The organism is Terriglobales bacterium (genome assembly GCA_035691485.1).
Lineage (GTDB): Bacteria > Acidobacteriota > Terriglobia > Terriglobales > Acidobacteriaceae > JAIQGF01.
In genome coordinates this window covers 1-21003 of record DASSIZ010000079.1, presented here as the reverse complement: position 1 = coordinate 21003, position 21003 = coordinate 1, and the positions used below count along the sequence as shown (strand labels likewise).

Annotated in this window: 22 protein-coding genes and 1 tRNA gene; 13 read left to right on the top strand and 10 right to left on the bottom strand. The window is 60.9% G+C overall.

Annotated elements, in window-relative coordinates:
- Nucleotides 1-73: 73 nt before the first annotated feature.
- The 5 genes from VFI82_10965 to VFI82_10945 form a co-directional block, all read right to left on the bottom strand.
- Entirely contained in the window at nt 74-439 is a 366-nt protein-coding gene (locus tag VFI82_10965) for a BlaI/MecI/CopY family transcriptional regulator (GenBank protein HET7185198.1), read from the bottom strand.
- The gene (locus tag VFI82_10960) at nt 436-1569 is read right to left on the bottom strand and encodes an OB-fold nucleic acid binding domain-containing protein (GenBank protein HET7185197.1); all 1134 of its coding nucleotides are present in this window, start codon (nt 1567-1569) and stop codon (nt 436-438) included. Before VFI82_10960 ends, VFI82_10965 begins: the two co-directional genes overlap by 4 nt.
- A gap of 165 nt (nt 1570-1734) precedes the next feature.
- Complete coding sequence (gene lipA, locus VFI82_10955; protein HET7185196.1) at nt 1735-2637, bottom strand: lipoyl synthase; 903 nt, start codon at nt 2635-2637, stop codon at nt 1735-1737.
- 317 nt (nt 2638-2954) lie between these two features.
- Nucleotides 2955-3266: a CopG family ribbon-helix-helix protein gene (locus tag VFI82_10950; GenBank protein HET7185195.1), complete on the bottom strand. Its 312-nt coding sequence runs from the start codon at nt 3264-3266 to the stop codon at nt 2955-2957.
- A gap of 234 nt (nt 3267-3500) precedes the next feature.
- Complete coding sequence (locus VFI82_10945; GenBank protein ID HET7185194.1) at nt 3501-3701, bottom strand: cold shock domain-containing protein; 201 nt, start codon at nt 3699-3701, stop codon at nt 3501-3503.
- A gap of 546 nt (nt 3702-4247) precedes the next feature.
- Between VFI82_10945 and VFI82_10940 the strand changes: the two genes are divergently transcribed.
- Nucleotides 4248-4610, top strand: a complete 363-nt coding sequence (locus VFI82_10940; protein HET7185193.1) for a hypothetical protein — start codon at nt 4248-4250, stop codon at nt 4608-4610.
- Between the two features lie 181 nt (nt 4611-4791).
- Here the strand turns inward: VFI82_10940 and VFI82_10935 are convergent.
- Nucleotides 4792-4868, bottom strand: a tRNA-Met gene (locus VFI82_10935).
- Between the two features lie 292 nt (nt 4869-5160).
- Between VFI82_10935 and VFI82_10930 the strand changes: the two genes are divergently transcribed.
- The 5 genes from VFI82_10930 (at nt 5161) to VFI82_10910 (ending at nt 10522) form a co-directional block, all read left to right on the top strand.
- A complete protein-coding gene (locus tag VFI82_10930) occupies nt 5161-6399 on the top strand; it encodes a S41 family peptidase (GenBank protein ID HET7185192.1) in 1239 nt (412 codons plus the stop codon).
- Nucleotides 6400-6642: 243 nt separating this feature from the next.
- Nucleotides 6643-7236 (top strand): response regulator, encoded by a 594-nt coding sequence (locus tag VFI82_10925; protein HET7185191.1) that lies wholly within the window; start codon nt 6643-6645, stop codon nt 7234-7236.
- Complete coding sequence (locus tag VFI82_10920) at nt 7233-7439, top strand: hypothetical protein (GenBank protein HET7185190.1); 207 nt, start codon at nt 7233-7235, stop codon at nt 7437-7439. Before VFI82_10925 ends, VFI82_10920 begins: the two co-directional genes overlap by 4 nt.
- Nucleotides 7440-7498: 59 nt before the next feature.
- Nucleotides 7499-9727, top strand: a complete 2229-nt coding sequence (locus VFI82_10915) for a PBP1A family penicillin-binding protein (protein HET7185189.1) — start codon at nt 7499-7501, stop codon at nt 9725-9727.
- A 75-nt stretch (nt 9728-9802) separates the two neighbouring features.
- A complete protein-coding gene (locus tag VFI82_10910) occupies nt 9803-10522 on the top strand; it encodes a PASTA domain-containing protein (GenBank protein HET7185188.1) in 720 nt (239 codons plus the stop codon).
- A gap of 53 nt (nt 10523-10575) precedes the next feature.
- Here VFI82_10910 and rsmB read toward each other — a convergent pair whose 3' ends face one another.
- From rsmB to aroC, 4 genes are all read right to left on the bottom strand, one after another.
- Complete coding sequence (gene rsmB / locus VFI82_10905; protein ID HET7185187.1) at nt 10576-11907, bottom strand: 16S rRNA (cytosine(967)-C(5))-methyltransferase RsmB; 1332 nt, start codon at nt 11905-11907, stop codon at nt 10576-10578.
- A gap of 101 nt (nt 11908-12008) precedes the next feature.
- On the bottom strand, nt 12009-12977 hold the full coding sequence (fmt, locus tag VFI82_10900; protein HET7185186.1) for a methionyl-tRNA formyltransferase: 969 nt from the start codon (nt 12975-12977) through the stop codon (nt 12009-12011).
- Between the two features lie 106 nt (nt 12978-13083).
- Nucleotides 13084-13593 (bottom strand): peptide deformylase, encoded by a 510-nt coding sequence (def, locus tag VFI82_10895; GenBank protein ID HET7185185.1) that lies wholly within the window; start codon nt 13591-13593, stop codon nt 13084-13086.
- A 95-nt stretch (nt 13594-13688) separates the two neighbouring features.
- Nucleotides 13689-14864, bottom strand: a complete 1176-nt coding sequence (gene aroC, locus VFI82_10890) for a chorismate synthase (protein ID HET7185184.1) — start codon at nt 14862-14864, stop codon at nt 13689-13691.
- A gap of 354 nt (nt 14865-15218) precedes the next feature.
- Between aroC and VFI82_10885 the strand changes: the two genes are divergently transcribed.
- From VFI82_10885 to VFI82_10855, 7 genes are all read left to right on the top strand, one after another.
- Nucleotides 15219-16859, top strand: coding sequence for a GAF domain-containing sensor histidine kinase (locus tag VFI82_10885; GenBank protein HET7185183.1), 1641 nt, complete (start codon nt 15219-15221; stop codon nt 16857-16859).
- 193 nt (nt 16860-17052) lie between these two features.
- On the top strand, nt 17053-17718 hold the full coding sequence (locus VFI82_10880) for a response regulator transcription factor (GenBank protein HET7185182.1): 666 nt from the start codon (nt 17053-17055) through the stop codon (nt 17716-17718).
- 216 nt (nt 17719-17934) lie between these two features.
- A complete protein-coding gene (locus VFI82_10875) occupies nt 17935-18771 on the top strand; it encodes a response regulator (protein ID HET7185181.1) in 837 nt (278 codons plus the stop codon).
- A gap of 190 nt (nt 18772-18961) precedes the next feature.
- A complete protein-coding gene (locus VFI82_10870) occupies nt 18962-19102 on the top strand; it encodes a hypothetical protein (protein ID HET7185180.1) in 141 nt (46 codons plus the stop codon).
- Between the two features lie 439 nt (nt 19103-19541).
- The gene (locus VFI82_10865; GenBank protein HET7185179.1) at nt 19542-20105 is read left to right on the top strand and encodes a rubrerythrin family protein; all 564 of its coding nucleotides are present in this window, start codon (nt 19542-19544) and stop codon (nt 20103-20105) included.
- A 64-nt stretch (nt 20106-20169) separates the two neighbouring features.
- Nucleotides 20170-20391 carry a hypothetical protein gene (locus tag VFI82_10860; GenBank protein ID HET7185178.1) on the top strand — a complete coding sequence of 74 codons (222 nt, stop codon included), beginning with the start codon at nt 20170-20172 and terminating at the stop codon, nt 20389-20391.
- Between the two features lie 365 nt (nt 20392-20756).
- Nucleotides 20757-21003, top strand: a 247-nt coding sequence (locus tag VFI82_10855; GenBank protein ID HET7185177.1) for a hypothetical protein, incomplete at its 3' end; no start/stop codon positions are given.

The following is a 21003-nucleotide window of genomic DNA, read 5'->3' as shown; positions in this document are numbered from 1 at the left end:
TTCCCCACATTTGCAAGAAACGCGAATGTGGGCCACCCGCCGATCGTCAGGTATGTGAATTGTTCAACAAATTTCACAACAGCTCGTCGTCAATCCGGGAGGAAATGCTCGCCGGGACGCGGCGACGTCCGCCGCTCTCGCCGAGCAGGTACCGCACCAGGGCGCGGCTGTCGGCATCGAACAGGTTCGCAACCAGTCTGCTGACCGCCTGCGCCCGCGCGGTTTCCAGATCGAGCCCGGCGGTGTACGACCATGCCCGGCCGCGCTTGCGGCGCTTCACCAGGCCTTTGGCGCACATGCGGTCCAGCACTGTCATCACCGTCGTGTAAGCCAGCGGGCGAGGCATTCCGGCGCGCACTTCGGCAACACTCGCCTCCGGCCGCGTCCACAACACCTTCAGACAGTCAATCTCCAGGGACGCCGGTACGCCTGCCCTCACTTGTCTTCTCTCTTATTGTTGCCGGCGGGCTTGAACTTGTTTTGCAGCGCCGAGATTTGCTGCTCCAATGGCGCGCCCGGCGGCGTACTTTCGGTCGCCGCTGCCGCCGCGACCGCAACCTCGGGCTCGGCGTTCTCTTCCTGGTCTGCTTCCTTCGCCTGCGTCGCCTTGGGACGCAGAAACTTGCCGGGATCGAGCAGCGGACGGCCCAGCGACGGGTTGTAGCTCGTCCACGGACTCTCCACCGCGGCCTCCCTTTCGAAATGCGCCCGCATGCTCTCCATCTTCGAATCCAGGTCGTCCAGGTAATGCAGCATCAGCGCCTCGGGAAACATGGGCAGCTTGGGCGAGCCGAACTCGTACTGTCCGTGATGGCTGATGATCATGTGTTCGAGCAGGGTCTTGGTCTCGCGAGGAAAGCCCGGGGGCAGCTTCTCCTGCAGCATCTCCAGTTCGATGATCATGTGCCCGAGCAACTGGCCGCGGGTGGTGTAGGCGAAGGAGCGCGCGTACGACAACTCGTGCACTTTGCCGATATCGTGCAGGAACACGCCCGTCAGCAGCAGGTCGCGATCGATTTGCGGGTAGTTGCGCGATGCCAGGTCGCACAACTTGAATAGCGATACCACGTGATCGAGCAGCCCGCCGATGTAGGCGTGATGCAGCGTCTTCGCCGCCGGCGCGTTGCGATAGGCGGCGGCGATTTCCGGGTCGCTCATGAAATTTTCCACCAGCGCCTTCAGGTGCGGGTTGGTGAAGCCGGCGACAAAATCGCACAGCGTGCGCCACAACTCCTCCACGTCCTTGCTGGTCTTCGGCAGGTAGTCGGAATAATCAATAGCCGATTCCTCCAGCTTCTTGAGCTTGTGCACCGTGAGTTGAAAACGCCCGTTGTACTTGTTGATCAGGCCGCGCACCTTGACGAAGTCGTCCTGCTCGAACGCGCCCATGATCTCGGCCACGTTGTCCCACACCTTGGCATCGATGTGGCCGGTGCGATCGGCCAGGGTCAGCGCCAGGTATGGATCGCCGGTTTTCTTCGGCTTCACTTGCTTAACGGCGACCACGAAACTGGTGGTAACGACCTGGTTCTCGTGTTGCGCTGCATCGCGGATGTAAAAGTCCTTCATCGGCCCTCTGACTGGGGACTGGCTGGGAAAAGGTATCGTATATCAGAAACTCAGCCCGTGAACATGAGGTGATTCGCCGAGGGAGTAGCCGGTCCTGCGAACGGCGGCCTGGTTAGGAGTTGCGGCGGCTGGGTTTGTTCGCTGGATGCGTTGTGGCGAGCCGCGCTAGGAAATACCCGTCGACTCCGCCTGCTCGTGCGCATGATAGGAAGACCGGACCAGCGGCCCGCTCTCCACATGACGGAAGCCCATCTTCAGGGCTTCATCTTTGAGGAAGCGGAATTCCTCCGGACGAGCGATGCGCGCGATCGGCAGGTGATCGCGTGAAGGCCGCAGGTATTGCCCGACCGTGAGGATATCGACCTGGCTTTCGGCGAGGTCGCGGAACACCTGCAGCAATTCCTCCGTGGTCTCGCCCAAACCGACCATCAGGCCTGACTTGCTCACCGTGGAAGGAGAGATTTGCTTGCAGCGCTTCAGCAGCCGCAGCGTGCGCTCGTAACGCGCTCCCGACCGTGCGACGCGATAAAGCCGCGGGACCGTCTCGGTGTTGTGGTTCAGGATGTCGGGCCGCGCTGCAAGTACGGTCTCAAGGCAGTCGTCATGACCCTGGAAATCGGGAATGAGGACCTCGATCTTGCAATCGGACGAAACCCTGCGGATTTCCTGGATGGTCATGGCGAAAACGCGGGCGCCGCCCAGGTTGTCGTCGTCGCGATTGACGCTGGTCACGACTGCGTACTTCAGACCCAGGGTCTCCACGGCTTCGGCCACGCGGCGGGGTTCGTCGAAATCGATCGGCGCGGGATGTCCCTTGGGAACAGCGCAAAAGCCGCAGCGCCGGGTGCAGATATCGCCCAGCAGCATGAAGGTGGCGGTGTGGTGGTTCCAGCACTCGCCAATGTTGGGGCACTGCGCCGACTCGCATACCGTGTGCAGACTCAAGCCACGCGCCAGCTTCTTCAGCGAGTGGTAGTTCTCGCCCATGGGCGCGCGCGCTTTAAGCCACTCCGGCTTGGGCTGAGGCCGTCGCGGCCCGACCTCGATCTGAACCAGCGTGGTTGCCATAGAACCGTCTCATTGTACGATGCGCCGCCCAGTTCGAACGAATCACGGCTTGCCGCGCTGCGCGCCGTGCCAGATTGTAGTAATGGTCACCCGAGTGCCCACCACTCGGTAGAGCACAAGGTAGGGAGTTCCCCCGATTAACAATTCCCGGCTTGAAGGTTCGGTGCCCGTCCGCCCTAAATGCGGATGCTGTCGGAGCGTTTCGACGACCGCCACAATTCTCGTTGCCAATCTCGCGGCAGCTTCAGGCTTGTCCCTGGCGATGAATGTTTGAATTTCCCGCAGCCGTGTCCGCGCCAGTGGCGACCAGACGATCTCTACCGGCACAGCGCCTCGTCGTCATGCGCCTTTCCGCAGACGCATTTCGGCGGTGGCAGTTCATGGTCCGTTCCCCAGGAGAGCAGCCATGCCTTCATGTCCTCATGCCGGATGTAATGTCCGGAGTTGACCTGCCGGTCGCCCTGGCGCACCTCCGCCAGCAGCCGCTCCTGGTCAGTGACATAGGATTCCACGGCGTCAGAAATCAGAAAATTCGAGCTTCGGCCGGAAGCTTTGGCAAGCTTCGCCAGCCGTTCCTTCATTTCCGGCTTCAGACGGATACTGAGGGTTGCGCTTTTTGTGTTCGCCATGAACACATTTTAGCACCACTGGGCAGGGCCAGCCAGCGACGGCGCGGCGCTCTGGCGTTCGTCATCATGGCCGTCCTGAATTGTTTTCCCGTCGTGCTGATGGAGCGGGAGGACTCCGCCGCAGGCACAAGCGATTCCAGACTCCATCTTGGGTCGCGCTGGGATTCTTTGTTAGCGCGCAAACAAAATCGGGGTGGCCATAGCCACCCCGAAAATGGTTCTGCGACCGCCGTACTACAGAACCTGAACGTTCTCAGCCTGCCAGCCCTTGGGGCCTTTCTTGACATCGAATTGAACCGCTTGCCCTTCTTGGAGGCTGCGGAATCCCTGTGCCTGAATGGCGGTGTGGTGGACGAATACGTCCTCACCGTTCTGGCGGCTGATAAAACCGAAACCTTTGGCGTCGTTGAACCACTTTACTGTTCCTTGTTCCATTTTCGTGTTGCTCTCTTCTGTGTTGAATTGTGCGGTGAAGTAAAATCGGGACTAAGACAGGAAGTGCTTCAGCAGAGCTTCGGCAGCAACGTACTTAGATCAATTCAAATCCACCAGCCGCTACAGTATATCTAGATTCCCCGCATCTGGCGAGGACTCATTTATTTGGCGTGAATGAACCGCTGAATTACCCTCCCTGACGCCGGCATTGACCCTGGCGCATGTTGGCGTTTTGCCGGCAGGGCTAATTACCATCTCATTACGTGGCAGGTGCAGCAAAATGCGAGAAGAGCAGTTTTATCGAACCTGCCGTTTTGGTCCCAAGCCAGAGCAGCGCCGAACGTAAGAGCACTGCCTGGAAGCGCATAAGTCACCTCTCTCCGTTGCGGCGGTAGAGCCAGTGACCGGCTGGCGTTGCCGCCGCATCTTTTCCGCTCGCAATGACGGTTGTGACCCGCATCACTGCGCCCCCTCAGGCGCTGGGCTAGTCTGAATTCGGTCCGTATGCAGGTTAAGCTCTCGAGACCAGAAGGCAGGCATTCATTCATGCGCAAAACGGCATTCTTAGTGGTTGCGGTAATTCTCATCATCAGCGCCGCGGCGATGGCGGCGAATCAATTTGGCATCTCCGATAAGCGCGAGGTCACGTTTTACGACCCGGTCATGATCGGCCAGACCCTGGTGCCGGCAGGCGATTACACGGTCGTGCACCAGATGAAGGGCAACGATCACCTGATGGTATTCACCAAGGTTGGCAACAAGTCCGTGGCAGCGACGGTAAAGTGCTCGCTCACGCCGCTGAAAGCCGCGGCAAGCCGGACCGAAGTTGAGTACAAGACCAGTGCCAACAACACGCGAGTGCTTTCGCGCATAGTGTTCAGAGGCGATCGCGCCGAACACATCTTCTAGATCTTTGTAGATCTTGTAGATCTTGGATCCGTCGCGGGTCTCCGCCCGGAGGCTCGCGCCGGACACCAATGCGTGCAGGACCAACCCCTCCGCTACGCCGCGAGTTTTACAGTCACCGGTGATTGGGAGTTCTGCTCCGTTGTTTGTTGAGCAGTTCGCAGATTGCCGCAGTCCTTGGAATTGGTGGCGGCGGTTGGACTCGAACCAACGACCTAGGGATTATGAGACCCTCGCTCTAGCCACCTGAGCTACACCGCCACATAGGAAACCGCGCCGGGGCCGGCGCGGTGGGCCGCTTACGATTCTATGGGCCGCGCCGAAAAGGCGCAAGGACTCATCCCGGGAAAACGCCCTGCATCCCAACGTGAGGCCTGGAACGCAGCGCCTTGCGCGGTGTCGGTATGCTTCCTCCGCCGGGTCGTGTACCGGAGATTAATAGTAGGGTTCGCGCCCCAGGGTTGCCGCATCAAAACACGGGTATAATGAGGGGCATTGGCAACCGTCTCCCCTCAATATTGATGGAACTTCAGCCAGCAGGTGTCGGATCTTCATGTCCAAGAAACTCAAAGCGGTAATCCTCGGCGTCTCCATTGCCGTCGTTCTGTTCACCATTGCGGGGGGACTCGGTGTCCGCGCCGCCTCCAATGACGGAGCCTACCGTCAGCTTGGCGTTTATAGCGAAGTGTTGTCCCGGATTCGCAGCGAGTACGTCGAGGAACCGAACATCCCGCAGGTGACCGACGGGGCCCTGCATGGCCTGCTGGAATCGCTCGATCCCAACTCCAGCTACCTGACCGCGGCCGAGTACAAGCAGTACCGCACGCGCAAGAGCGACGCCAAGGGGCAGATCGGGGCCACCATCTCCAAGCGCTTCGGTTACGCCGCGGTGATTTCCGTGATCCCGGGCGGTCCTGCCGACAAGGCGGGGATCGAGAATGGCGACATCTTTGAGGCCATCGAAAGCCGTACGACGCGCGAGATGTCGCTGGCGGAAATCCAGTCGCTGCTCGCCGGCGATCCCGGTTCGAACGTGAATGTCGCGGTGGTGCGCGCGCGCCGCGCCGAACCGCAGAAGGTCACCATCACGCGCAACACGGTGAAGATTCCCGACGTCAGCGAGAAGAGTTTCGAAGACGGCATCATCTACATCAAGGTGGATGCCTTCAACAAGGGCAAGGCGCAGGACATCGCCGCCAAGCTGAAGGAAGACCAGAAAAAGGGCGCCAAGAAAGTCATTCTTGACCTCCGCGATTGCTCCGAAGGCGACATGCAGGAAGGCATCGCGACCGCGAACCTGTTCCTGAATCACGGGATCATCACCTACCTCCAGGGACAGCGCTATCCGAAAGAGGTCTTCAACGCCGATTTGAATAAGGTCGTCACCGGGCTGCCGCTGGTGGTCCTGGTCAATCGCGGCACCGCTGGTCCGGCCGAGGTTACGGCCGCTGCCATCCTGGAAAACGCTCGTGGCGACGTGCTCGGCGACAAGACCTTCGGGGTGGGCTCGGTTCAGAAACTGATCGAGATACCGGATGGCTCGGCCCTCATCCTGAGCGTGGCCAAATACTATTCACCGACCGGCAAGGCCATCCAGGATTCGGCGGTGACTCCCAACATCATGGTCGCCGACAACAGCGATGACTTCGTCCTGCCCGACGACGAAGACAATCCCACCGCCGGCGAAGAGCCGAAGAAACCGCAGCGCACTCTGCAAAACGACGAACAACTGAAGCGCGCCATCGAAGTGCTGAAAAATCGCGACGCCAAGGTAGCGACCGCGGGAAAATAGCGGCAAAAGAATACGCGGCTTTAAGTCCCTGATTTATGTAGCCCGGCCGCCCCCGGCCGGGCTTGTCATTTGCCTAAATTGCCGGACCGAATCACCTGCCCGGCGCTTTCCGGGTATACTGGCAGTAGCACTTAAGTCGAAGACACCAGACTCCATCCTTGCGCCTTCGCCATTAAGCGGCTTTCACTCCGAAAGCTTCGCTGTCCACACGCGAATTCGGTTATCCGAACAACAGGAGCAGTCATGAAGCGTCCACCCCCGGTGCGAGCCTCGAGTCTTTCCGCCACCCAGAAGCGCGTACTGCTAGTCGTAACCCACAGTCCCAAGAACAACCTGCGCGCCAACGTCCTGCGCAAACATGGGATGGACGTGATTTGCGCCAACCACATCGGGGATGCGCGCATGCTGTGGCACCCGAACACTTACGACCTGGTTCTGTTCGACCTGCGCCACGAAAACGGCGCCGCCGAGGAACTGTGCGGCGAGATCAGGACGGAAAGTCCGCATCAACTGGTGGCCTTCCTGGTGGGAAAGCCCGAGTACCTGTCCGCGATTCCCTCCGTGCAACCGGTCATGCTCGACGAGGCGCCGAAACGCTACGAACAAACCCTGCGTCAATTGATGGCGACCGCTTGCGAAGCCCTGCCGCAGCGCGGCGGTTTCCTGGAAGCAACGTGGAGAATGGGCTTGGCGCGCGCCGTTAAGCCGACTCCCATCGCCGATCCTCCGCGACCCGTGGTTCACCAGCTCACTTCGTTGCCGGAGTCGGCGGTCACCTTTTCATTCGGCGAGGCGGTGCGGCAGGCCGAATCAACCTCGGAAGAGATCGCTCCTTGAAGATTCGTGGGGCGGACTACCGCTCGACTCCCCTCAAGCTTTTGCAGCGGATGGCAGAGTTGCAAGGGGCCGAGCTCACCCTGTGTCCCCTCTTCTTCAATGAACGGCTGATCTTTCGCGGCGCATATGGCGCCGATGCCGCCGCCCAAGTTACCAGGCTCTTGAAAACGCTTTCGGAGCCTGTTTTCATGCCGGTTACCTAGCCTCATCAACCGCCTCGGCGCCGTGCTATTCTGGGCCTCGCGCCCCTGTCGGAACTTCCATGAAATCGATCTACGCCGAGCTGCCGCCGGTTGAGGTGGCGGGAACCAAGTTGGTCGGACGAGTCGTGTTCGCCCTGCTGGTGGTGGCGTCCGCGCTCATTGGCGCCTTCGGCGGCCTTTTGCTGGTGTATTCCACCGACCTGCCCGAGGTCAGCGAGCTGCAGCGCTATCACCCTTCCACCATCACCGAACTTTACGACGACCAGGGGCGCGTGGTCGGGTCCTTCGCGCTGCAGCGCCGCGTGGTGGCCGGCTACGATGATTACCCCAAGGTCCTGCGCGACGCCATTATTTCCGTCGAGGACAAGGACTTCGAAAAGCACTGGGGCGTGAACTTCTGGCGCATTATCGGCGCCGCGTACAAAGACATCGTGCTCGGGCAAAAAGCGCAGGGCGGATCCACGCTCACCATGCAGCTCTCGCGCAACCTGTTTCTCTCGCCCGAGCGCAAGTTCCATCGCAAGATCCAGGAAATCATGCTCGCCATCCAGATCGAGCGGCGCTTCACCAAGCCGCAGATCTTTACCCTGTACGCCAACCAGATTTTTCTTGGCCACGGGGCCTACGGCTTCGAGGCCGGATCGCTGTTTTACTTCAGCAAGCATGCCAAGGACCTGACGCTGGAAGAAGCCGCACTGCTCGCCGGCTTGCCCAAGGCGCCGAACTACTATTCTCCGCTGAATAATCCCGAGCGCTCGGCCCGCCGCCGCAACCTGGTGATCAACGCCATGCTGGAAGACGGCAAGATCACCGCCGCGCAGGCCGCACACGCCAAGTCCATGCCCATCCAGTTGCACCCGCAGAGCGATCCCAACTCGCTGGCGCCTTACTTCGCGGAGGAAGTCCGCCGCTACCTGGAGAAAAAATACGGGACCGACGAGGTCCACCAGCGCGGCCTGCGCGTTTACACCACGCTGAATAAGGAGTTGCAGGAGGCGGCGAATCGCGGTTTGCTGGACGGTCTTGCTGCCTACGAGCGCCGTCACGGATGGAAGGGGCACCTGCCCAACATGGTCGCCGCCGGTCTCGATCTCGACAAATACCAGCACCCCGATTGGGATGAACCCATCGCGCCCGGCAGTTACGTGCACGCATTGGTGACGCGGGTCACGACCGGGTCGGCGACGGTGAAATTCGGGCGCTACCTGGCCACTATCGCCCCCGCCGACATGGCATGGACCGGGCACAAGAATCCCGATGAAATTCTCTCGCGCGGCGACATTGCTTACGTGAAAATCGCCTCCGTCATCGACTCCGACACGGCGAAGGTTTCCCTGGAACAGGATTCCGGCGCGCAAGGCGCTCTGCTGGCGATTGACAATGCCACCGGCGACATCAAGGCCATGGTCGGCGGCCGCGATTATGACGAATCAAAATTCAACCGCGCCACCCAGGCCATGCGCCAGGTGGGGTCCTCCTTCAAGCCCTATGTCTACACCGCTGCCATCGATGGCGGCGCCACTCCCGACGACATCATTCTCGACGCCCCGGTTACGTTTTCCAGCGCCTCCGGCCCCTACTCGCCGCACAATTACGACGGAAAATTCGAAGGCAACATCACGCTGCGGCGCGCGGTCGCGCAGTCGCGCAATATTCCGGCATTGAAGACGGCGGCGCGGGTCGGCATCAACAAGGTGATCGAGTATGCGCGCAAGTTCGGCATCGTTTCGCCGCTGCCGCCGGTGCTGCCGTTGGCGCTCGGATCCGCCGATCTTACCCTGATGGAGCAGACCTCGGGTTTCTCCACCTTTCCCAACGACGGCGTTCGTGTCGTGCCACGATATACCCGCAAAGTTACCGATTACGACGGACGCGTCCTGGAGGAAAGTTATCCCGAGGTAAAGGACGTCATCAGCCCGCGCACGGCGCGCATCATGACCTCCTTGCTGCGGGAGGTAGTGCTGCACGGCACCGCGTTCCAGGCCAGCAAGCTGAACCACCCGCTGGCGGGCAAGACCGGCACCACCAACGATTTCACCGATGCGTGGTTCGTCGGCTTCTCGCCTTCGATCACTTGCGGCGTTTGGGTCGGTTACGACGAGAAAAAATCACTGGGCAAGAAAGAAACCGGCGCGCTCGCCGCCCTGCCCATCTGGATCGACTTCATGAAGGTGGCACTCAAGGGCCGCGAAAAAGAGGACTTTCCTGCTCCTCCCGCCCGGTCGCACAATGCCGCCGCCAAGGTGGACACCCCCGACTTCCGTCCCGGCGACGGAGAAGCGCACTGACTGCAGTACTCAAGTACACTGCCGCAAGTCACTCTTGTGACGTTCCAGCCCGCGTTACAATCGTGACACTCAATCATGCGCGGATTCTTCCGATTCCTCCTCCTCGGGCTGGTGTTGATCATGGTCGCCCTGGTGTCAGGGCTGACGGCGATGCGCATCGCCATTCACGGGCGCGAGGTGGTGGTGCCGAAATTTGTCGGCCTGACGCCGCCGCAGGCGGACCGGCTCGCCGCGCAGAACGGGTTGCTGGTCGAATTCGAAAGCCGCTTTTACAGCCCCGACATCCCTATCGGACACATCCTGTCGCAGGAACCCTACGCGGGGGAAAAAGTTCGCCGTGGTTGGCGGGTGCGGCTGGCGGAAAGCCTGGGGCCGCAGCACGTAGAGATTCCCGACGTTGTCGGCCAGAGCGGCCGCGCGGCTGAAATCAACCTGCGGCGGCGCGGCTTGGAACCGGGCACGGTGGCAATTGCTCACATTCCCGGGGGCGAGGACCAGGTGATCGCGCAAGCTCCGCCGCCCGCGGCAAAGGGAGTCGCGTCGCCGAAGGTCAACTTGCTGTTTGCGGCGCAAGCGGAGCCGCAGGCGTTTGTCATGCCGAACCTGGTCGGGCGTCATCTTTCCGACGCCACTCGCGCCATCACCGAGGCGGGCCTGCACGTCGGCAGCGTTCACATCGCGCCCGAGGATCCGGCTACGATAGCTTCCGCCACGGACATCGTCAGCAAGCAGTCACCAACTGCGGGGCAGAAAGTCTTAGCGGGCAGCGCGGTGCAATTAGAAGTCCAAAAATAATTGCTGTCCCAAGTCCTAACCCAGCTCACTACCTCCTGGCCCCAGCTCCTGTATTACTCTTTCGCGAGAATTGCCCCGAAGAATCCGTCGCCGGGCTGCACTCCGGGAATCGTTCTCAAGTAGGGCCCGTCCAGCAGTGAATCAAGGTCCCCCCACGCGAGTTCGCCGGAATCGTTCAACCGCTCCAGTTCGCCGCGGCAGTCCACGATTCGAAAGTCCGGACGCGACTGCAATACTTCCTCCACCACCTGCACATTTTCTTCCGGCTCCAGCGAGCAGGTGGAATACAACATGATTCCCCCGCCACGCACGTGCTGCAGGGTCGCGCCCAAAATTGCCGCCTGGCGGCCGTGCAAGTCCGACAGATCGTCGGACGTCAGCCGCCACTTGATTTCCGGGTTCCGTGCCAGGGTGCCGGTGCCGGAGCATGGAACGTCAGCGAGCACTCCGTCGAAAAGGCCGCAAACGCCGAGTTCGGTGGCGTTGGCCGCCATGACCGTCACGTTCGGCCATTGCCTCATGCGTTCCATCAGCAACGCAGCGCGATGCGGATGAACGTCGGCGGCGATGATCTCCGCTTCCGGATTCCGCTCCGCCATGATTGCGGTCTTGCCTCCCGGAGCGGCGCAACAGTCCAGCAGCCGCTCACCGCCGCCAACCAGCAGCGCCACCAGTTGCGAAGCCTCGTCCTGGATCGCGATGCGTCCTTCGCGAAAAGCGCGCGTCTGGGTGATGGCCCCTTTGCTGACGCGGCGTGCGGAAGTGAGCAGGGCGCCCGGCTGTAATTCGATGCCCTCTTGAAGCAGTTCCTGTTCAGCGGCGGGATCGCGCAAGCGCAGCGAGGTTTCCGGCGGCTGCTGATCGAAGGCGCAGATTTTTTCGGCGACCTCGATGCCGTAACGCTCCGCCCAGCGTTCCGCCAGCCAAAGCGGATGCGCGTAGAGCCCGGCAAGGTCAAGCACTGTTTTTGGTCCTGGAGAGAGGATCGGCTCCATCAGCTCGGGCTTAGCAGCGAGCTTGCGCAGCACGGCATTGGCGAACGGCACCGAGTAGCGCCGCCGCGCGCGCTTCACCAGTTCCACGCTTTCGTTGACCGCCGCGCGAACCGGTAAGCGCAGAAACGCGATCTGGTACGTGCCCAGCCGCAGCGCGGTCAGCACTTCGGGATCGAGTTTGTCCAGCGGCTGCGACGAAACCGCCCCAAGGCCGAGGTCAAGCCGCGAGCGCCACCGCAGCGTGCCCATCACCAGCTCAGTGCAGAGCGCACGGTCCTGTGGCGAGAGCGCGTCGAGACGCTCGGAGTGCAGCAACTCGGAAGCGTACGCGTCCTTCTGCTCCACGCGGAACAGGATGTCGAACGCGGCTTCGCGCGCGGGAGAGGGCATTGTCGGCGGAAAAATCTACCACGGGGGCAACAAGGCACGGGTGAATAAGCAGATGGAACAAAGCGGAACGAATGTCATGCTGAGCGCAGCGAAGAACTTGCTTATGGCTGGCTCTGTGCCTCTGTGTCTCTGGGTACATCAGTTCCCAGGGGTTCTCCGGATTTCGGATGATATCCATGCACAAAGTCCCGCGCCGACATGCGCTTCTTCCCTTCCGGCTGTACGGTCACAAGTTCAAGCGCCGTGCCCCCGCCGCACCCGACGAGCAAACGGTCGCCTTCAACCCTGATCTCGCCGGGCGCGCCCGCTGACTCCTGATCCTCCCGCGCTTGCCAAACGTTCAGGTTCTTGCCGCGAAAGGAGGTGTACGCACCGGGCCACGGCTGAAACCCGCGCAGCCGGTTCCAGATCTCGCGCGCGCGGCGGCGGAAATCGATCAGGCCATCTTCTTTCTTGAGAATCGGCGCCAGCGTCGCCATTGCATTGTCCTGCTCCCGCGGCGCAATGGATCCTAATTTCAATCCTTCCAGTGTTTCGACCATCAGGGGCGCGCCGATGGCGGCCAGCCGCGGCCCCACCGTGAGCGCTGTGTCTTCGGGGGCGATCGGCGTTTCGCGCTGCAACAGCATGTCTCCGGTGTCGAGGCCCGCGTCAATCCGCATCGTGGTCACACCGGTGACGGGTTCCCCCATCGCGATCGCCCACTGCACCGGCGCGGCGCCGCGATATTTTGGCAGCAGCGAGCCGTGCAGGTTGATGTTGCCCAGCGGCGGCAAATCGATCATCCACTGCGGAATAATCCGCCCGTACCCGACCACCACAATCGCCTCCGGCCGGAGCTTTTCCAGAAGCGCGCGGAATTCCAGGTTGTTCTTGATCTTTTCCGGCTGCGCGACCTCCAGCTCCAGCATCTGCGCCAATTGCTTCACCGGCGGAGCGCTCACCGCCATGCCGCGTCCGCTGGGACGGTCCGGTTGCGTCACCACCAGGCGCACATGGTGCCCGGCATCCACCAAGGCCTGCAGCGTGGGGACGGCGAATTGCGGCGTGCCACAGAAAATCAGATCCATGGGGAAATCGAGTAATTGCGTAATCGGGTAATTGGGAAAAGTGCTCCAGCCAGCGCCCTCACTTTACTCAATTACCCAATTACAGGATTACTCAATTCGGCAGTCCCTACCATTCTCGCTGCTTGATTAGCTTTCTGATCTTCCGCTTGATCAGGTCTCGTTTCAGCGCCGAGATGTGGCTGATGTACAGCTTGCCGTCGAGGTGATCGGTCTCGTGCATGAGCGCGCGCGCCAGCAGGTCTTCCCCGGTTTTTTCGAACCAGTTTCCCTTCGCGTCCTGCGCCCGCACCGTGGCCACGCGCGGCCGGGTTACGTCTTCGCGAAATTCCGGCAGGCTGAGACACCCCTCCTGCTGCCGGTGGCGTCCCTCGGTGTGAATGATCTCCGGATTCACCAGCACCAGCTTGGCGGCCGGATCTTCCTGGAAGGTGACGTCAATCACGGCGATGCGCTTGCCGATGCCGATCTGCGGCGCCGCCAGACCCACTCCGTGCGCGGCGTACATCGACTCGAACATGTCATCGAGCAGCTTCTGCAGTTCCGCGTCGAACTGCGTGACCTCTGCCGCCGGCTTCTCCAGCACCGGGTCGCCATATTTCACGATGGGATAGATCATATTTGCGTGCTGTCATCCTGAGGAGGGGTCAGTCCGGCGAAGGATCCATGTTTCTTCACAGCCGCATAGATGATTCGTTCGCCAGCATGACATTCCTAAAATCTCCTCAACTGCTCCACATATCCCTCAAAATTGCGCTTTGTCTCCCCCATGCTATCTCCCCCGAACTTCTCCAGCGCGCAGCGCGCCAGGGTGAGCGCGATCATCGCTTCCGCCCCCACGCCCGCCGCCGGGACCACGCACACGTCGGAGCGCTCGTAGGCCGCCTTGACCGGCTCGCGGGTTTGGAAATCCACCGACCCCAGCGGGCGCCTCAACGTCGAGATCGGCTTCAGGTACCCGCGCACGATGATCTCCTCGCCGTTGGACACGCCGCCTTCCAGGCCTCCGGCACGGTTCGCCTGGCGCGTGAAGCTGGTGAATTCGCCGCCTTGCTTCGCGTAGCCGATTTCGTCGTGCACCATCGAGCCCATGGCGCCGGCCGCCGTGATCCCACTGCCGATCTCCACCGCCTTGACCGCCTGCAACGACATCACCGCCTGCGCCAGCAGCCCGTCCAGGCGCTCGTCCCAGTTCGCATACGTGCCCAGGCCCGGCGGGACGTTGTGCGCGCGCGCTTCGAACACTCCGCCCACGGTGTCGCGCGCATCGGTTGCCTTGTCCACTTCTGCTTTCATCTTTTGCTCGACGCCGGCATCGGCGCAGTTCAGCAGAACTTCTTCGCGACGGCTCAGTGCGGCAATTTCCTCCCACTTCACTTCGCGCTCCACCGCCACCTTTCCCACCGCTATCACGTGGCTCCAGACTTCAATGCCGAGTTCGCGCAAAAATAATTTTGCCACGGCCCCCGCCGCCACCCGCGCCGCCGTCTCGCGCGCCGACGAGCGTTCCAGCACGTACCGCGCCTCCGGGAAGTTATACTTCAGCGCGCCTGCCAGGTCGGCGTGTCCCGGACGCGGAGAGCTGACCTTCTTATGTTTCGCCGGGTCTCCCTCGCCCACCGGCAGCGACTCCTGCCAGTTCTTCCAATCCTTGTTCTCGAGCAGAATTGCGATCGGCGAGCCGATCGTTTTTCCATGCCGGACGCCCGCGACAAGGCGCGCCGTGTCGCGCTCGATCTTCATGCGCCCGCCGCGCCCGTAACCCTGCTGCCGTCGCCACAGCTCCCGATCCAGGAACGGCTGCTCAACGGCAACTCCGGCCGGTACGCCCGACACCAACGCCACCAGCGCTTCCCCGTGCGATTCTCCGGCGGTGAAAAAACGAAACATGGAAACAGAGGATTAAACCATACTTGCGTTCAGGAACTCAGTAACTCGGTAAACCAGCTACGATTTAAGCCACCAGCTCACTGTGAAAGATGGCTTATGTGGTCTTCGCGAGCTCCGATCCTGAGGTACGCAGGTACTGTGGATTTTCGGTGTACGGCCAATCTAAACCTATGCAAATCACCTAGTTACAAATTAATAACTTTTTTCCACACCTTAGATACTAATTCCCGCGAAAACGGGATAAAATGCGAGCAATTCAGTTGTTTGCGGGTTACTAGGTAGTTATCGGCGCCAGGTAGCCACCCCTTACCCCACCAACGTCTTCGAACTAAGGAGTTTCTGGTCGTGTCACCCATGCTGCCGCTCGGGCACAAGTATCGTGCTCGCATCGTGGAACTCGCGGGCGTGTTGAAGCCGGTCTTTGCCGCGATCACGGCGGCCTGGCGCGCTCAAATGTTCGAGGAGTTCCAACTCGACGGCCGCGCCATGGCGGCGCTGGAGCGGCTGAATCTCGGCACCGGTTTCGCCCTTTTCTGCCAGGAAGACTTCAGCAGCTTTTTTGAAAACCTTACTTACTACGGCACTCGTCTGAGCAAGCTCAAGGTGGACACCCGCACGGTGGCGCGGTCGCTGGAGATCTACCAGTCCCTTTGCGAGCCGCACGTGCAGCAGCTCATCCCCGGCGAACTGATGGAAACCACCGCCGCGCTGGAAATGTTCGGCTCCGCCACTTTCATTGCCGTCTCCGGTGCATATTTTGACGCGCAGCGGGGTGAATCCGCTGCGCTGCTCTCGGTCCTGGATGCCGAACTTAACGCCCAGAGCGTGCCCGCGCTGCTCGACCAGATATTGCGCATTACCCGTGACACCTTTCGCGCCAATGTCGGCGTACTGATGTTGCGCGACGAGAACAACGAGCTTCGCCTGCAGGCCAGTGTCGGCCTCGATGGCCTGGTGGCCGACGACATCAGCATTCCTCTTGGCCGCGGCTTTACCGGCATGATCGCCCTTACCGGCGAGCCGGCAATTCTCGCCGATCTTGATACTTCCGACGGCTTGCTGAACCCGGCGCTGCGCACCCGCGCCAAGGCCCTCTGGGGCGTGCCGCTGAAGACCAGCGGCGAAGTCATCGGCGTGCTCAGCATCGGCTTCGGCAAGCCCTACCAGTGGCTGCCAACCGAACTGGAGATGCTGCGCGCCATCGCCGACCGCTCCGCGCTGGCCATCGAGCGCGCCCGCATTACGGAAGCGCTTCGCGAACGCGAAGCCCGCATCGCCGAGCTCTCCGCCCACCTGCTGCGCGTGCAGGAAGAGGAGCGCAAGCGAATTAGCCGTGAGCTGCACGACGAAACCGGCCAAGCCCTCATGGTCATCCGCCTTTACCTCGGCATGCTGGAATCCAGCGCCGGTGCGCGCGCCCGCGGCAAGATTCGCGAAACCCTCGGCGTCGTGGACCGCACAATTGAAGGCATCCGCCGCATCATCGGCCGTCTCTCGCCGCTAGTCCTGCAGGAGCTGGGGTTGATCGCCGCCATTCGCAAGGAAGCCAAGGATTTGGCTAAGACTACCGGGGTGAAGGCCCGGGTCGCTGTCTCCGATGACGTTGGCCGGCTGGCGCCCGAAGTCGAAGCCGCCTTGTATCGCGTTGTTCAGGAGGCGCTGCACAACGTGGCCAAGCACGCCCAGGCCAAGGCAGCCAACATCCAGATGACCCGCGAAAATGCGCTGATCCGGCTTTACATCGAGGATGACGGCCAAGGCATGTCCAAGCCCTCCGGTTTCACCGGGCGCAGCTTCGGACTGGCCGGCATGCGCGAGCGCATCAGCATGCTTGGCGGCTCGGTGAAGGTGACCTCCACCAAAGGCGTGGGAACCAGGATTGAAGTCACCCTGCCGGCGCCCCAGCGCCAGCCGGAGGGGCCTTCAGAATTGCAGACGCGCAACACCCGGGCTTTGACCGCCGTGGCCGGCGACAGCCGCCAGGAGTCAGCCTGACCGGCGTGTGATAGGTGCCAGCGCTTAAGCCTTCTTTAGGTTGGGGCGGGAACGAGTCTCAATTTAAGCACGGCGCAACACGCTGAAAGCAAAGCTTCAAGTTCGCATAACAAAAAGTACCGTTTTCTTACGGCATCAATTTTTCGGGACTAAGGTTTTGCGCATCCAAGGTCACTGGGGAGTGTAGCTGGCAATGGCCAAGATCAAATGTTTACTGGTGGACGACCACACCCTTTTCCGCCAAGGCGTACGCCGCCTGCTGGAGGGGGAATCCGATTTTGAAATCGTGGGCGAATCGCCCGACGCCGGCGATGCCGTGGAGAAGGCCCGCGAGCTTCGCCCCGACATCGTGCTGATGGATATTGGCATGCCCGGCCTCTCGTCTTTCGAGGCGGCGCGCCAGGTCCGCAAGAATCGCCCTGAAACCAAGGTCCTGTTCCTCACCATGTATGAGGACGAGGATTATCTCGTGCAGTGCCTGGAAGTCGGCGCCGCCGGCTACGTTCTCAAGGACACGCCTGCGCAGCAACTGGTCAGCGCCGTGCGCGACGTTTATAAGGGCGGCAAGTATCTCAGTTCCCAGGTATTGGGCAAGCTGGTCGAGGACTTTCGCGCCCGCGTGCGCGATGCCAAGATGCGTCCGCGCATCTCCACCCTGACCCCGCGGGAGCGCGAAATCCTGAAGCTGCTCGCCGAAGGCAATTCGGTCAAGGAAATCGCAGTGCTCCTGGGCCTCAGCGTCAAGACCGTGGAAGCGCACAAGTTCAACCTCATGCGCAAGCTCGACATTCATAACAAAGCGCAGCTGGTGACTTACGCCATCCAGAAAAAGATCATCAAGATCCCGGTCAACCAGTAGGGGCGGGGCGCTTGGCGTTGCCGCGCTGGTTCTGACACGGCTGCTTTGGGGAAGTGTAGCTGTGAATTCAATCCGCCGGCGCTATCGATCGACAGTGGCGCAGCATTCGGCGGGATAAATTCCGCCGCTACACTTTCGTGACCCCGATACAGGTCACCTGCGCTGGCAACAGCTTCTCAATTTTTGACTTCTTACATCTGAGTTTTACTTCTGACCTTGGACTCCTCCCGCCCAACCCGTCTCCTGTTCGTTGACGATGAGGAGAGTATCCGCATCACCATGCCCTCCATCTTGCGCATGCATGGCTTTGACGTCACCTCCTGCGCCACCGTTCCGGAGGCCCTGGAGTGCATACAGAAGGAAGAATTCGACGTGCTTCTCGCCGATCTCAACATCGGCCAGCCCGGCGACGGTTTTACCGTGGTCAGCGCCATGCGCCGCACCCAGCCTGACGCGGTCACTATCATCATCACCGGCTACCCAGCCTTTGAAACCGCGCTTGAGGCCATCCGCAACCAGGTCGACGATTACATTGTTAAGCCGGCCAATATTCCGGCCCTGCTTTCGAATATCCAGGAGCGGCTGCGCAGCCAACAGCCTCGCTTCCAGCGTCCGCTGCTCCGGCTAGCCACTCTGCTCCATCAATATCAAAAGGAGGTGATGGAGGACTGGCTGACCATGTGCAATGGCGACTCCGAGATCAACTCCATTCCGCTGAATGACCGGGAGCGCGCCGACCATATTCCCGTGATGCTGGCCGAGGTGATTGAAATGCTGGAGGAGCATCGCGGCGTTGTCAGCGACGCCGCCCTTGCCGCCGCCACTCAGCACGGCCACCAGCGCCGCCGGCAGGGCTATACCTTGCCCATGGTGCTCAAGGAGAGCCGTTTCCTCCGCCGCGCTCTTCTCACCGCCATCCAACGTCACCTGCTGGAGGCCAACATCAGCTACCTGATGTCCGACCTCATCGATCTCAGCGAAAACCTCGATACCCAAATCCGCTACTCGGTTGAAGCGTTCCTCAGCTTGCATTCCGAACCCCGCGTCGCCTGATTTCGTCCCCGGCTCTTGTCCGCGTTGCCCTTACAGCTCATTTCTTTTCTTAATCGCCGCTAACAAAATTTTGAATTTCCTTTGCCGGCGTTGTTTCCCTACCCTTGTCAATGTAAGGCGTGGTAAGGCGTGTGTGCCGTACAGGAGATTTCTAATGGTTTGCCCAAATTGCCATTCTGAATATTCATCCTTGAATCCCTGCGGCTGCGCGGGCCAGGATTTTCCGCCGCCGCCGCGCCATGACGCCCAGGCCGGAGAACCTGACAGCACCGCGGAAGCGACTTCCTCCGCCCTCAAGCCGACCGGCATCGGCGATCCCTTCTGGCACTAGGCCGCTCCGACATTTTCGGGTAGGCCCGGCGCCCCTCGCCGGGACAGAAAAAAACAGTACCTCAGTACGTTGCTGCCAAGATGAACCGCAAACCCCTGTCATCCTGAGCGAGGGCGAATGCCCGAGCCGAAGGATCCCGGCGACGCGCCCGGCGGCGCGTTCGCGCTGGCGTGCGGTCCACACAGATTCAACCTCAACCATAGTCCCGGTACGGGAAAACCTTTTTAGCCTGCCGCGACACTTTTCCGGCGATCATGACCCGGCAGGCTCCTACCATGAAATGTGACCGGACGTTTTGGACAGGCTTGGCCACGAGCGGGCCTTTTGGCTCCTGGGCCGCTCAGGTTAAACCGGCCTTGTTGTGAAGTGAGTTGGGCATCCGACGTCCGGCCGGTTCACTCTTTTGACAGCTGTGCAATGCAGATGGAGGAGCACGGACATGACTACAGTCGCTGCCAAGCCTTCTACGACGATCACTCTCAAGAACCTGCAAGCCGCTTATAACGGCGAATCCAACGCCTGCGCTCGCTATGCCGCATTTGCGCAGAAGGCCGATGAGGAAGGATTTCATCGAGCTGCCAGCCTGTTTCGCGCCGCCTCGCGTGCCGAGCAGATCCATGCCGCGAATCACGCGGCCGTCATCAAGCAGATGGGCGGGACGCCGCAGACGCACATCGAAACGCCCGTGGTCAGGTCCACGGCTGAGAACCTGAACGTCGCCATTGCCGGCGAGGAGTATGAGCGCGACCTGATGTATCCCGACTTCATTCGGGAAGCCGAAGGGCAAAACAACACAGCCGCCGTGCGCACGTTTTCCTATGCCCTGGAAGCAGAAACCGAGCACGCGCGTCTTTACACCGAAGCACTCACCCATCTCGACCAGATGAAGAGCAAGACTGCATACTATGTCTGCGCAAACTGCGGCTATACGGTCGAGAAGCTCGCGTTCGAGCGATGCCCGGTGTGTCACCACCCGAAAGAGAAGTTCGAAGAAATTTCCTGAGAAACTGAATTATTCGCAGGAATCGTCGCTCCACGAGAACGCCGGCAATCGCTACAATAGTTGAATGCCGTATCCCATCAAGGTCTGCGCTATCTGTTCGGAGGAGTTTGAGTTGAAGCCGGGCAAGCCTGGTTTCGCCAACCGCTGCCCCAACTGCAGCACCCCTGAAACTGCCGAGGCGGCACCCAAACCGCAGATGGACGCCGACCACCGCCGGTCTGAGCGCGAAGCCAACGACGCCAGGCGTCGCGCCATGCGCGATCTCCTCTACCGGAAAGACAGCTAGTTTCCCAACTTTTGCGCGGGAAGGGCGATGCCACCGATTGTCTAATCCCCCTCATGGAAGTAGAATGCATCCGCTGTTTGTGCTCACTTAGGGTGCACGTCTTTGCTCAGGTGGACTCGCGCCTGTCTGCAAGACGTGGGTGAGCGACCCGGGTTCTCCGACAACACAATAATTTCCCCGTGCCACAGGCCGGCAGTTTCTCGTGCCCAGCCGCGCGCACGGCTGCAGGTAAGCATCCGGCGTTCCGGCGAAGCCAGGATGTGGAATATCCGCAGAGCTTCGCCACCGCCAAGGCGGATGGCGACTTCCCCGCAAAATAAGCCCAGGCACGCACTGGGGATGACAGGTGAGTGGAGGTTCAGCAGATGACCGCACGCAAACGGCGCTTCATTGCTCTCTGGATGTTCCTTGCGGTTTGTTTCGTCGTGTTGTCGGCATCGGTGGCAGCGCAAAATCCTTGCGCACAGATCAGGACCGCCTGCCGGAGTGCTGGGTACGTGCAGGGTGGCGCTAAGAGCGGAAACGGGCTGCTGGTGGATTGTGTCCAGCCTTTGCTCCAGGGAATGACGACAAATGCCAAGACTGGCAAGCCTTTGCCGCAAGTGGATTCGC